This window comes from uncultured Psychroserpens sp. (assembly GCF_947500255.1).
Lineage (GTDB): Bacteria > Bacteroidota > Bacteroidia > Flavobacteriales > Flavobacteriaceae > Psychroserpens.
Genome location: NZ_CANMRL010000003.1, coordinates 199458 through 211605, shown reverse-complemented (window position 1 = coordinate 211605; position 12148 = coordinate 199458). Strand labels below are relative to the sequence as shown.

The window sequence follows — 12148 nt, the reverse complement described above, 5'->3', positions numbered from 1 at the left end:
TGGTACCTTAATTACTCAATAGGTTTTACAATATTAGGATAGGTTTCAAAAAGAGTTTTGACAGTTTTTGCTATATGCGACTCTAGTTTGGTGTCAGATATATTCATATTACAAGGCATAGATGCTTGCCAAATAATTTGATTTTTCTCCAAATTTGACATATAAATAATTAATGTTTCGTCGGTATATGTTTCTGTTTCTATAGTACATTCTCTCCAGTAGTTAAACTCACTAAATTCAGAGCAATCTCTAAAGGTTGCAGTTTCTTCTGAAATAACCAATCTAAATCCAACTTGAACATCAGGATTGGTACTATCAACAGTTAATCCTAGGTTTTCAACTTGCGAAGACACTTCTTGAGATAAATATTCTCTTATGCTAGCATTATCGTAATCTGGATAATTGGAGTGTTCGACCAATAGATCGTCTTCGCAGATAACAAAAGTATTATGGCTATTAAAGTCCTCATCAATATCATAGTCAAAAACTATAGATGATGTTGCTGCACAGCTTACAATAAGCAAAAATATAAATAGATAAGGTAATTGAAACGTTTTCATAGGATACGCTTTATGTGATTTCTACGACATAAAGGTCTATATACTTACAGAAAAATACTATGATATATGTCAGTTGTTAATTGTCTTCTTTTTCTACAACAACCTTTTTATCTTTTTTGTAAATAGGTATCATATAAGACACAGTGTAACCAAATCCAATTCCAAATCGTCCGCTGTCATACGTTCTATTGAATCCTGGAACATAAAGGTTTTCAAAACCTGAAGGTTGATCTTCACTAAGCATTCCTTTTAATTGAACATTTAGTCCTGCGTAAAAGTTTGTAAATAACTCAGCTTTGAGTCCGATAATTAATTCCGCCCAAATAGCAGTAAGTCCATTAAACTCTCGCTCAGTATTATCAGTAAAAGGTGCTTCCCAATATTGGTCTGTGTTAAAAATGGTGATACTATTTTGAGTTTGACTAAAACTACTTACGCCAACTCTAAATCCAGTATAAATCATGTTTTGCATGTCTAACCAGTTTTTGTAAGTGTTGTAATCTACACCAGCTTTGAAATAACTTCCTTTGGCTGTAACATCTAGAAAGTCATTTGTAATTCTGCGCTCTTCAGTACCTAATTCTCCAGCTATATATAGTTTTTTAGTTAGTCTGTAATCACCGTTAATTTCAAAGCCAGAATAATCATCATCTATAGCAGCACGTACTAGTTTTCCAATATCACCTCCAAGTCTGAGGCCATACTTTTGCTTATAGACAAGAGTGTCTGTTGTAGTTTCGTTGGATTCTGTTTGTGCTAGTGATGTCAATGGAAGCAACATCACGATTATCATACTAATGATAAATAATAATCTGTGCTGCATTTTCATTGTCTATGGTTTCGTTTACAATTTCAGTATTGGTAATCCAAATTTCGCTATCTACTTCTCTGGTAATGCCTCCAGTTGGGCCAAAGTTGAAAATACTTTTATAGCCACAAGCTCTTGATACGTATATAAATTCAGGAGTGTATTTAATTTCTATAATGTCTATATTAGAATCGTTATTAGGATCCATATTGTCAGCAAAATCAGCATCTTTTTCAAGCTGAAATCGGGTAATGGTTTCGATACCTTCTTCGGCAAATCGCAATGGGAGCACAATAGAGTCTGTATTAACTCTACTTAAAATTGGAGTTTCTGAAAACGGTAACCCATCATCACCTAGACCTTTAATCTCCAATTGTCTTACATCCTTAAAATTGTTTTGATTGTTGACATCATAAAACCTAATGATAAGGTGTGGTGTCGTTGCTGTGCCTTCAGCACAAATATCGTCGCGTTCACAACTCCATATAATAAATGAGGTAAGGATTGTTATGCTAAGTAGTACTATAAATCGTTTCAATTCTTCTTCAGTATTTGCGTTTAATGCTTTTCTAAAAGCAAAACGGTCTCAATATGAGCTGTATGTGGAAATTGATCCACCAAACTCAATTTTTTAACATCATAACCAGCTATCGTCAATTGCTCGACGTCTCTTGCCTGTGTTGCTGGATTGCAAGATACATAAACCAAACGTTCTGAATTTAGGTTTATGATTTTTTTAAGCGTTTTTGGTGTGATTCCTGCTCGGGCAGGGTCCAGAATTATTGTTCTAATTTTATTAATATATTCTGGATGTTCACTTAAAAACTTGCCAACGTCTGCTGCATAAAACTTTAAACCGTCTATATTATTGCGTTTAGCATTTTCTTTTGCATCTTCTATTGCAGATGCAACGATATCTACACCAATGATTTTTGTGTTATGAGCCTTAGATGCTATAATTTGCCCAATAGTTCCAGTGCCACAAAAAAGATCGAGTACAACCGAATTATCTATAGCCTCTTTTTTTTCAAGAGCATAGTCAACTACTTTTGAATATAGTTTTTCTGCAGATTTTGGGTTGGTTTGAAAAAAGCTCTTCATGCTAATTTCAAAATTCAATCCTAACAACTCCTCAACAATTTTATCTTTTCCATGAATAAGTGTTATGCTTCCAGAGGTAGCAATCGTTCTATCACCAATTTCATCATTTATGGTATGTAATAATCCAGCAAATCGTTCTCCAAAAATATCAACTAATAGATTTGCAAATTTATTTAAATCGAACTTATCCAATTCATAAGATGTTGTTACTAGATTAAATAATAGTTCATTAGTTTTATATGATTTACGTACGACAAAATATCTGAAGAAGCCTTCTTTTTTTGGACCATGCCATGGTGATAAACTTGTATCTTCACAGTACTGTCTAATGCGTTTTAAATTATCTTCTACTTCCTTATCAAATAACCCTGAATCTTTATTTAGATTATCTCCCATCCACCAAGTGCCTCGCCTTTTAAAACCAAGAGTGAATTCGTCAATATCTGTTTTTTGAGCTCTGTCATATCCAATGGCTGAAAAACCATATTCCATTTTGTTTCTGTAATGAAACACATTAGGTGAACTTATAAATTCATCAAATAACGACTCAATATGTTCTACTTTTCCAATGCGTTTAAATAAAGATAAAGTGCTCTCTTTTTTGTATTTGTGTTGCAATTCTATTGGAAGCTGAATATATGGCGCTCCTGGAATATCTTGGTAAGGCATCTCGACCTCATCTTCAGATGGTTTTAAAACTTCAATAAGTTTGCATTCAGCATATTTTTTGCTAGTTTTTTTTACCTGCCCCTTAACTAATTGACCAGGAAGTGTATTGGGAACAAACACTACAAATTCACCATGCTCATTTCTTATTCGAGCAATCCCTTTACCTCCAAAGGCATAGTCTTCAATAAGCAATTCAATTATTTGTCCGCGTTTTACAAATTTATTTCGTTCTCTTCGAGGCATTATATATCAGAATTTAATGTTTGCAAAATTAGAAAAAGTTATGGTTTGAATGCCTTAAACCCAAACAATAGTTATTATTTTTATTAATAAATGAACCTTTTTAGGTTTTCTACGTCTTTAGAGTATGCAAGTCATTAATATTCACAAACGAAAAATTAGTCAACCTAAAGAAAAGGTTTCTCTTTTGTTTAAAACCTTAGCGACTTCTAATGATCACATTTGGCCTTATAGGAATTGGCCAGCCATGCGATTTAAAGATGGTTTAAAGATTGGAAGCAATGGAGGTCATGGGAGAATTAGATATACGATTATTGAATTTGAAGACGGGAATTTTATTAAGTTTAAATTTAGAAAACCAGATGGGTTTTATGGGACTCACGAACTATCTATCAATGCTGTAAGTGAGAATACTTCAGAAATCATTCATAAAATTGACATGAAGACATCTTTAAAAGCTAGTGTGCTTTGGGTATTTATGATTAGATGGTTGCATGACGCTTTAATTGAAGATGCTTTTGATAATGTAGAGAATTACTTTTCCGAAGAGAAAAAAACAACACCATATAATGTTTGGGTTAAGGTATTAAGAACGTATTATAAAAGTACCTCATTTAAAACAAAACACGCTTAGTTGAAAACCAATACACATATAGATGTAGAGCTTATAGAGGCGTATAAATCTGGAAACCAAAATGCAATGGCTCAATTGGTGAAACGATGGCATGTTATATTTTGTAAGAAGGCGTTCTGGATTGTTAAGGATGCCGATTTATCTAAAGATATAGCGCAAGACAGTTGGCAAGTTATTATGGAAAAATTGCATGCCCTGCAAAAGCCCTCAAGTTTTAAAAGTTGGGCATTTCGGATTGTGTATTCAAAATCATTGGATGCATTGCGGCAACAACAAAAAGAGCAAGTAAAAGGTGAAACGTACAAGCGAGAACAAATCGCACTAGAATATAATAATGAAGAGAATGACAATGCTTTATTAAAAGAAAAACTATTAAAAGCCATTCTCACTTTACCAATGCAACAACAACATATTATAAAACTGTTTTACGTTGAATCGTATTCACTAAAAGAGATAAGTGATTTGTTAAGCATATCTGTGGGAACAGTAAAATCTAGATTATTTCATGCAAGAGAAAAACTGAAACTTATATTAAAAGACAAAAAAAACAGATATTAATACAGTTTCCGAAGTAACGGAACATATAAAACAAACGATTATGAAAACAAATATGGAAGATATCGATCAGTTAATAAAAGACACATTAACGCAAGAGGAAGCAAAATTTTATGACTCTTTAGAAGAACAAAATGTTCTAGGAATGATCTGGGGATTGTTTAGAGGAAAGAATAAATGGATTCTCATATTAATGAACATCATGACACTACTGTTTTTTGGTTTATTTGTGTATTGTGTTGTTCAGTTTTTTGATACTACTGAGACGAACGAGCTTATAAAATGGGGACTAGGAAGTCTTGTTTTTTTATTAGGTGTTAGCATGCTAAAAGTGTTTGCATGGATGCAAATGGATAAGAATGCTTTAATTAGAGAAATCAAGCGTTTAGAGCTTCAAGTGTCATCATTGTCTGGAAAATTGTGAGCATAACATTTTTAGAAGCAACTAATATTTATTAATTTGCGAGCCCTAGGGATGATTTCTCTCCCACGCTGCTTTTTCAAGTCTTTGAAAGAATAAAGGTACAGAAGGAATGGACATTTTAGATATCCATTTGTTTGGATATGAACCTTTAAATTATTTTAAAATGGCTGTTTTAGACCAATTAACTTCGCAACAAGCGATCGATTTAGAAAACAAGTATGGTGCACACAATTACCATCCGTTACCAGTAGTATTGAGTAGAGGAGAAGGTGTGTATGTTTGGGATGTAGAAGGTAAGAAATATTATGATTTTTTATCGGCTTACTCCGCAGTAAACCAAGGACATTGTCATCCAAAGATTGTGAATGCGATGACACAACAAGCGCAAACATTAAGTTTAACGTCTAGAGCGTTTTACAATGACATGCTTGGAAAGTATGAAAAATTTGCTTCAGAGTATTTTCACTTTGATAAGTTATTACCAATGAATACAGGAGCTGAAGCTGTAGAGACAGCTTTAAAACTTTGTAGAAAATGGGCTTATGAAGTCAAAGGAATTGATGAGAATGAAGCTGAAATTATCGTATGTGAGAATAATTTCCACGGACGAACAACAACGATTATATCATTTAGTAATGATCCAGTAGCGCGAAAAAACTTTGGGCCTTATACAGACGGATTTATTAAAATTGAATACGATAACCTTCAAGCATTAGAAGATGCGTTAGTAAATAATAAAAATGTCGCAGGGTTTTTAGTTGAGCCTATTCAAGGAGAAGCTGGAGTTTATGTGCCTAGCGAAGGTTATTTAGCAAAAGCAAAAGCTTTGTGTGAACAACATAATGTATTGTTTATTGCAGATGAAGTACAAACAGGTATTGCTAGAACAGGACGTTTATTAGCGACTTGCGGAAATTGTAGTTGTGAGAATAAAAATTGTTCAGGAACCCCAGAAGTTAAGCCAGATGTTTTAATACTTGGTAAGGCGTTATCTGGAGGAGCCTATCCCGTGAGCGCTGTATTGGCAAATGATGCTGTAATGAATGTCATCAAACCTGGAAATCATGGTAGTACATTTGGAGGTAATCCGATAGCTGCAGCTGTTGCAGTTGCTGCTCTTGAGGTTGTTCGTGAGGAGGACCTTGCAGAGAACGCATTTCAACTAGGAGAATTGTTCAGAAGTGAATTAAATAGATATATAGAAACAAGTTCTATAGTTAATTTAGTAAGAGGAAAAGGCTTGCTTAATGCGATTGTTATTAATGATGATGAAGACAGTGATACGGCTTGGAATATTTGTTTAGCACTTCGTGATAATGGATTACTAGCCAAACCAACACATGGTAACATTATTAGATTTGCGCCTCCATTGGTGATGACTAAAGAGCAATTACTAGACTGTGTATCGATTATTACTAAAACTCTAAAGCAATTTGAAGTTTAATCAGTTTTAAATATTAAGTATAAAAAAAACCTCAATAGTAGCTATTGAGGTTTTTTATTAATATGGGTCTCTATTATTGTCCCATCATTTCTTCTAATCTTTGTTGCATTAATTCTTGATCTTGAAGTGCTTCCATTCCAAATGTAACGATCAGCCAAATCACTAAACACATATAGATTACGCTTATTACCAATCCAATAATGGCTAAAATCTTACCAATTTTTACATTTTGATATCCTAAGTACATTTCTGGATTCTGTGCATATGTTTTTGTCGCTTTTTGCGCTAAGATTAAGGCGACAATTGCTAGAATTATCCCCAAAACTCCATAACAGAAACATCCTATTATAGATAGGATTCCTAAAATTAAAATTAGTGTTGCGTTTTGTAATTGTTCTTGTGGTTGATATTCGTTCATGGTAGTATATGTTAATTTAAAAAAGTTTTATAAATAAAATTACCTAAAATTAAAATGGCATTTACAACTGCCAAAGTAATAATAATTTTATAGGCATGCTTAAAATTTCTAAAGTAATTTAATAAAATTACACCTAATAAAGCAATTAAACTGTAGATAGCTGGATACATATAGAATGCAGCTATAAGGTCTCCCTCTAGAATTAATGCGAGAGATCTTTGCATACCACAACCCATACAATCAAGACCAAAAATCTTTTTGTTGATACAGGGTAGCATGTAATCTTCTGGAGACACCATTCTATAAAATTTCATTCAAAAATAATAAAATTGAAGGATAATTGTTGACAGAGTTTTTTGCCAATTGCCAAAAGTGAATAAAAAAACAGATTAGACCTGTTAATTAAGTTTCTAAAATTGTATTTTCGATTTATTATAGTTTTACACGATAATTCAAAAATCAATGCCGAGAAAACTTAGTTACATTTTAATCCTGATTGGAGGGATAATTGCCATTTACGCTCAAGCTCAAGAAGAGCAAAATCAATATATCTTAATTGGAGGTATTGTTATTTTAATGGTAGGTATTTACAATATATCTCGTAATATTCCGAGTAAGAATGACCAGGACGACACAGATAATGAAAACCTTGAGTGATGCATTTAAAAATTGGCGATCATGTTTCGGTTTTAGATGAAGATATTAATGGTGTTATCATTCAAATTTTTGGTAATACGATAACTATTGAAACAGAAGATGGTTTTGACATGGAGTTTTTACCTTCCGAAATTATAAAAACACAATCCTTTTCTTCTCAAATGTTCTCTAATACAGATGCTAATGCCGTTATAAATGAAAAGGAACAATCACATAAACCTAAGTCAGTAAGAGTAAAACCTAAAGCGCGAACACTGCCTGCAATGGAGGTAGATTTGCACATCCACCAAATTACAACACAGAATAAGCATATGAATAATTTTGATATGCTCAACTTACAGTTAGATACCGCAAGGCATAAGTTGGAATTCGCTATAAAAAAACGCATACAGAAAGTAGTCTTTATTCATGGTGTTGGAGAAGGGGTTCTCAAAACCGAATTAGAATATCTGTTTAGTCGATATGATAATGTGAAGTACTATGCAGCCGACTACCAAAAATATGGCACTGGCGCTACAGAAGTCTATATTTTCCAGAATGTAAAATCCTAGTTTAATTATCTTCTGGGAGTGTTATTGTAAATGTGTAAGTGCCTAAAGTTTGGTCATCAATACTAGCAATGCTAATGTTTGCATTCATGATATCTACCGTCACAACGATGGTTCTTGTATATTCATTTTCCAACAAATCACCAGCTGTAAAGGATTCTGCAGCATCTGGATTTAAATAACGCGCAGTATTAGGATTTGGCCCAACTTCATCAAAATCATCAGTTAATGAAGAGTTACTGTTTTCATCTTCGTTAATGGTAGGAACACCATCACCATCATCATCGTTATCCAAATAATTCGGAATCATGTCACCATTGGTAAAATCAAGGTCAGTATTAACGGCATCAGACGGGTTGCCATCGCCATCGGGATCAGCATTTTCATTAATAGTGAGTATATTGTCATTATCATCGTCTTGATCAATATAATCAGGAATACCATCACCATCAGTATCTATGGCATCAGGATACGTACCATCATCAGCTTGAGCACCACGACCTTCAAATTCAGATAAGATACCGTCATTATCATCATCATCAAAAGATGTAACGAATTTTGCTTCAGCACCAGACCCTGCCGCATAATCATTAGTAATCGTTGTTCCTGGATTTGGAATAATTTGACAGATTAAGTCGTTTGGATCACCACTATAAGTTCTATAGTTGAACATAGTTGATGTGCCGTTAATAGGAATAATCTTTTCATAATCATCTGAAGGAGGATTAAAAATATCGCCATTGCTAGCAATAGGAAAAAGTAGCGATAACGATTCGTTAGGATCTACTTTGGTGTCATATAGTAAATAATCACCTTCATTAGCATCAAGACAAAGCTCAAGTGTTTGGTCAAACTCTAAGTTAACTTCAAACACATCACCATCATCACAGGACAGAGCCAATAATCCAATTAAACATATATAAAGTAGTTGTCGCATTGTCATAGATTTTAAACAAAAATAAAAGATTTGATTGTTTAATATGTCGCTTTAACAAATAATTTTGAACGCTTAGCTAAGGAGTTTTAAAAACCCTTAGAAAGTTGCATCTTTGTATCAGAATTTTAATTGATATGAAGACTGTTTATTTTGATAATGCTGCAACAACCCAATTGCGAGATGAAGTCATTGATCGTATGAGTGAAGTGATGAAATTTAATTTTGGAAATCCTTCATCTACACATAGTTATGGAAGACAATCTAAATCATTAATTGAATCATCAAGAAAGCGTATTGCATCCCATTTTAACGTGTCGGCTTCGGAAATTGTATTCACTTCTGGAGGTACAGAAGCAGACAATCTGGTATTGAGAAGTGCTGTAAGAGACTTAGGTATTACAGAGGTCATCACTTCAAAAATTGAGCACCATGCTATTTTGCATACCATAGACCAACTTCAAGAGGAGTATGATGTTTCAGTTAAATATGTAAAGCTAAACGACAAAGGAGATGTAGATATATCTCATCTGGAAACTTTGTTGACATCTGAAACCAAACAATTGGTATCGTTAATGCATATCAATAATGAAATAGGGAACAAATTAAATCTTAAGTTAGTTGCAGAATTATGTAAGGCTAACAATGTCTTATTTCATAGTGATACCGTACAATCGGTAGGTCATTATAAACTAGATCTTCAAGATATCCCTATTGATTATTTGGCTGCTAGTGCTCATAAGTTTCATGGACCAAAAGGTGTTGGTTTTGCTTTTCTGAGAAAAAATAGCGGACTTCGAGCTTTGATATTTGGAGGTGAGCAGGAGCGAGGGTTGCGAGCTGGAACAGAATCTATTCACAATATTGTAGGATTGGATGAAGCTTTACACCTGTCTTATAAGAATTTAGAAACAGAGGCTACTTATATTTTGGATATAAAATCCTATTTTATCGAAAAACTAAAGCAAGTTATTCCAAACGTGACTTTTAACGGTCAATCTGGAGACTTAGATAAGAGTACGTACACGCTTGTTAATGTGTGCTTACCCATTTCAGCAGATAAGGCTAGTCTGTTACAATTTCAATTAGATTTAAAAGGTATTGCTTGTTCTAAGGGCAGTGCGTGTCAAAGCGGAAGTTCTCAACATTCGCATGTGTTGACTGAAATTCTTGATAATGACCATTTGCAGCGACCATCTATCCGTTTCTCTTTTAGTAAGTATAATACGAAAGCAGATGTCGATTATGTGATTGATGTTTTAAAGGAATTCGTAGATTGATCTGAGTTTAGAAACTCATAATGTGTTTTTCTAAATTTTCTTCAGAAGAAAGATTGAGCTTTTTTCGAAGCCTATATCTAGCCTTTTTTACACCTTCGAGTGATATGTTAAGCAAAGATGCAATTGAGTTTGAATCGTATTTCATTTTCAATAAAGCAATTAATCTAATATCATTCTTTGTGAGATCACTATGAAGCTCAGTGATGCTTTTATAGAAACTTGGATTCATTTCAATAAACTGAGTAGTAAACTGTTCCCAGTTATCATCTATCTGCTTGTCAATATGTAATTTGTTAATCAGATGGTTGACCCGAGTATTATTAGTGTTGTCTTTTTTTATGGTCGTGAGGTCTTCTTTGAGTTCTATTAGCATTTCATTCTTTTGAGCTATATGAAGCGCTTTAGAGGCGAGTTCTCTTTTTTGATATTCAATTTTTTGATTAAGATTATCGTTTTCTAATTCTGTTACTTTAGTTATAGCCTCTTGTTTTGTAGCTCTTAATCTAAATTTATTTATCAATGCGTAAGCTATAGCAGCTAAAAGGAGCAAAGAGATGATTAAGGCTATGTTCCGGTTGTTTGCAGCCGTATTTTTAGTTGTTAAGAGATCATTTTCCTGTTGCTGGATTTTGATTTGATTGTCCCGCTTTTCAGCTTCGTAGAATTTTTCAAGAGCAGCGACCTCTTTTTGTTTTTCGGCACCTAAAATACTGTCTTTTAGTTTGATATATTCTAAAAAGGCATTGCGACTTTCTTCATGTTTATTAACATCGTGACTTGTGTTCGCTAACGTTAACAAGCTTTTTAATTTCTCGTATTTGTCGTCAATAAGTTTTGAAACCGAATCAGATTTAAGCGCATACTTATAGGCAATAGCATTGTTACCTTTTTTCTTGTAGTTATCTACTAAGAAGCTATAGAAATTGATATTTAGACCACGGTCACCAATGCCTTCATTAATCTTTAGGCCAGTCTTTAAATTATCTATGGCTTCGTCATATCTTCCTAATTGCCCATATAGATTACCGTAATGTTGATATACGTAGGCATTAGCAAGCTGATGTTTGTCCTTAACTATTTTGTGTGCAATGGGTAAATATTTTAAAACGCTATCGGTTTCTTCCATATCTAAATAAGTAGAAGACATATCTATAAGAGCTACAGCATAATTCATAGTTCTACCAGCCTTTTTATATATCATTGCAGCTTTTTTAGTAGAAGCAATAGATTTTAAATTTTCTTGAAAATGCGTATAAACAATTGCTAAGTCTAAATTAACCATTGCAATACCTGTAGAGTCTTTTATTGCAGTATAGTTTTTTTCAGATTCTAATAAATTTGTTAAGGCATTTTTATAGTCATTTATATTGATGTAGGCAGCTCCAATATAAGACTGAGCATGAGCAATACGCTCTAGTTCTCCACATTTTTTGGCAATCTCTAAGCTGTGTTTTGCACGATCAAGCGTATTTGGGTGATTTTGAAATAAAGAAAAACGTGTAAGATTAAATTGGCTTATCGCTAGTTTGCATTGATATTCAGTAGATTTTAATCTTTCATAACCATTTTTGTGCATTTGCTCAGCTATGCTATCCCAGTGCCCCATATTAAGTCTTAGATTGGCAAATTTGTGATAATAAAGTGCGGCAGTAGTATCTACCTCTAAGTGTTGTATGGAGGAGTCTAAGGCTTCAAAAAACTTTGGATCTGCATTCGCACTTCCTAAATCTGCTTTGAAATGTTCATAAATACTATCCAAAGCGGTTTGATTATAAATTTCATTTTGAGAATTACATAAGGCATAAGAAAGAAAGAATATAAAAACCCAAGAGATTTTAGAGATATGCATTGTGAGACTTATTAAATGGTTGATAGC

Annotated in this window: 15 protein-coding genes; 7 read left to right on the top strand and 8 right to left on the bottom strand. The window is 33.4% G+C overall.

The genetic code is table 11. The features are described 5' to 3' along the window. Window positions 1–11 precede the first annotated feature (11 nt). The 4 genes from Q0783_RS10385 to rlmD form a co-directional block, all read right to left on the bottom strand. Entirely contained in the window at window positions 12–560 is a 549-nt protein-coding gene (locus Q0783_RS10385; RefSeq protein WP_298894907.1) for a DUF4136 domain-containing protein, read from the bottom strand. 76 nt (window positions 561–636) lie between these two features. After that, window positions 637–1389, bottom strand: coding sequence for a DUF6048 family protein (locus Q0783_RS10380; RefSeq protein ID WP_298894906.1), 753 nt, complete (start codon window positions 1387–1389; stop codon window positions 637–639). After that, window positions 1355–1906: a DUF6452 family protein gene (locus Q0783_RS10375; RefSeq protein ID WP_298894905.1), complete on the bottom strand. Its 552-nt coding sequence runs from the start codon at window positions 1904–1906 to the stop codon at window positions 1355–1357. The genes Q0783_RS10380 and Q0783_RS10375 overlap by 35 nt, the downstream gene beginning before the upstream one ends. 20 nt (window positions 1907–1926) lie before the next feature. After that, on the bottom strand, window positions 1927–3381 hold the full coding sequence (rlmD, locus tag Q0783_RS10370) for a 23S rRNA (uracil(1939)-C(5))-methyltransferase RlmD (protein ID WP_298894904.1): 1455 nt from the start codon (window positions 3379–3381) through the stop codon (window positions 1927–1929). 124 nt (window positions 3382–3505) lie between these two features. Between rlmD and Q0783_RS10365 the strand changes: the two genes are divergently transcribed. The 4 genes from Q0783_RS10365 to rocD all read left to right on the top strand — a co-directional run bounded on the left by Q0783_RS10365 (window position 3506) and on the right by rocD (window position 6435). Next, complete coding sequence (locus Q0783_RS10365) at window positions 3506–4012, top strand: hypothetical protein (protein WP_298894903.1); 507 nt, start codon at window positions 3506–3508, stop codon at window positions 4010–4012. Beyond that, complete coding sequence (locus Q0783_RS10360) at window positions 4013–4570, top strand: RNA polymerase sigma factor (RefSeq protein ID WP_298894902.1); 558 nt, start codon at window positions 4013–4015, stop codon at window positions 4568–4570. A gap of 40 nt (window positions 4571–4610) precedes the next feature. Continuing rightward, window positions 4611–4991 carry a DUF6768 family protein gene (locus tag Q0783_RS10355; protein ID WP_298759894.1) on the top strand — a complete coding sequence of 127 codons (381 nt, stop codon included), beginning with the start codon at window positions 4611–4613 and terminating at the stop codon, window positions 4989–4991. Between the two features lie 163 nt (window positions 4992–5154). Then, complete coding sequence (gene rocD / locus Q0783_RS10350) at window positions 5155–6435, top strand: ornithine--oxo-acid transaminase (RefSeq protein WP_298894901.1); 1281 nt, start codon at window positions 5155–5157, stop codon at window positions 6433–6435. Between the two features lie 73 nt (window positions 6436–6508). Here the strand turns inward: rocD and Q0783_RS10345 are convergent, their stop codons facing one another. Together Q0783_RS10345 and Q0783_RS10340 are read right to left on the bottom strand one after the other, a co-directional pair. Then, window positions 6509–6853, bottom strand: coding sequence for a CCC motif membrane protein (locus tag Q0783_RS10345; protein ID WP_298759897.1), 345 nt, complete (start codon window positions 6851–6853; stop codon window positions 6509–6511). An 11-nt stretch (window positions 6854–6864) separates the two neighbouring features. Continuing rightward, on the bottom strand, window positions 6865–7167 hold the full coding sequence (locus Q0783_RS10340) for a DUF2752 domain-containing protein (RefSeq protein ID WP_298894900.1): 303 nt from the start codon (window positions 7165–7167) through the stop codon (window positions 6865–6867). A gap of 148 nt (window positions 7168–7315) precedes the next feature. On the opposite strand from Q0783_RS10340, the gene Q0783_RS10335 reads away from it, so the two are divergent. Next, a complete protein-coding gene (locus Q0783_RS10335) occupies window positions 7316–7510 on the top strand; it encodes a hypothetical protein (protein WP_298894899.1) in 195 nt (64 codons plus the stop codon). Beyond that, entirely contained in the window at window positions 7510–8061 is a 552-nt protein-coding gene (locus Q0783_RS10330) for a Smr/MutS family protein (protein WP_298894898.1), read from the top strand. The genes Q0783_RS10335 and Q0783_RS10330 overlap by 1 nt, the downstream gene beginning before the upstream one ends. A gap of 1 nt (window position 8062) precedes the next feature. Here the strand turns inward: Q0783_RS10330 and Q0783_RS10325 are convergent, their stop codons facing one another. After that, on the bottom strand, window positions 8063–8995 hold the full coding sequence (locus tag Q0783_RS10325; protein WP_298894897.1) for a hypothetical protein: 933 nt from the start codon (window positions 8993–8995) through the stop codon (window positions 8063–8065). Between the two features lie 134 nt (window positions 8996–9129). On the opposite strand from Q0783_RS10325, the gene Q0783_RS10320 reads away from it, so the two are divergent. Continuing rightward, window positions 9130–10272 (top strand): cysteine desulfurase family protein, encoded by a 1143-nt coding sequence (locus Q0783_RS10320; protein ID WP_298894896.1) that lies wholly within the window; start codon window positions 9130–9132, stop codon window positions 10270–10272. Between the two features lie 7 nt (window positions 10273–10279). Here the strand turns inward: Q0783_RS10320 and Q0783_RS10315 are convergent, their stop codons facing one another. Then, a complete protein-coding gene (locus Q0783_RS10315) occupies window positions 10280–12121 on the bottom strand; it encodes a hypothetical protein (protein WP_298894894.1) in 1842 nt (613 codons plus the stop codon). Window positions 12122–12148 lie beyond the last annotated feature (27 nt).

What these genes read in the sequence shown, in the direction of transcription:
- Q0783_RS10355 (WP_298759894.1), top strand. Translation starts at nt 4,611, where the DNA reads ATGAAAACAAATATGGAAGATATCGATCAGTTAATAAAAGACACATTA.
- Q0783_RS10340 (WP_298894900.1), bottom strand. Translation starts at nt 7,167, where the DNA reads ATGAAATTTTATAGAATGGTGTCTCCAGAAGATTACATGCTACCCTGT.
- Q0783_RS10380 (WP_298894906.1), bottom strand. Translation starts at nt 1,389, where the DNA reads ATGAAAATGCAGCACAGATTATTATTTATCATTAGTATGATAATCGTG.
- Q0783_RS10345 (WP_298759897.1), bottom strand. Translation starts at nt 6,853, where the DNA reads ATGAACGAATATCAACCACAAGAACAATTACAAAACGCAACACTAATT.
- Q0783_RS10365 (WP_298894903.1), top strand. Translation starts at nt 3,506, where the DNA reads ATGCAAGTCATTAATATTCACAAACGAAAAATTAGTCAACCTAAAGAA.
- Q0783_RS10385 (WP_298894907.1), bottom strand. Translation starts at nt 560, where the DNA reads ATGAAAACGTTTCAATTACCTTATCTATTTATATTTTTGCTTATTGTA.
- Q0783_RS10320 (WP_298894896.1), top strand. Translation starts at nt 9,130, where the DNA reads ATGAAGACTGTTTATTTTGATAATGCTGCAACAACCCAATTGCGAGAT.
- Q0783_RS10330 (WP_298894898.1), top strand. Translation starts at nt 7,510, where the DNA reads ATGCATTTAAAAATTGGCGATCATGTTTCGGTTTTAGATGAAGATATT.
- rocD (WP_298894901.1), top strand. Translation starts at nt 5,155, where the DNA reads ATGGCTGTTTTAGACCAATTAACTTCGCAACAAGCGATCGATTTAGAA.
- Q0783_RS10315 (WP_298894894.1), bottom strand. Translation starts at nt 12,121, where the DNA reads ATGCATATCTCTAAAATCTCTTGGGTTTTTATATTCTTTCTTTCTTAT.
- Q0783_RS10325 (WP_298894897.1), bottom strand. Translation starts at nt 8,995, where the DNA reads ATGCGACAACTACTTTATATATGTTTAATTGGATTATTGGCTCTGTCC.
- Q0783_RS10335 (WP_298894899.1), top strand. Translation starts at nt 7,316, where the DNA reads ATGCCGAGAAAACTTAGTTACATTTTAATCCTGATTGGAGGGATAATT.
- rlmD (WP_298894904.1), bottom strand. Translation starts at nt 3,381, where the DNA reads ATGCCTCGAAGAGAACGAAATAAATTTGTAAAACGCGGACAAATAATT.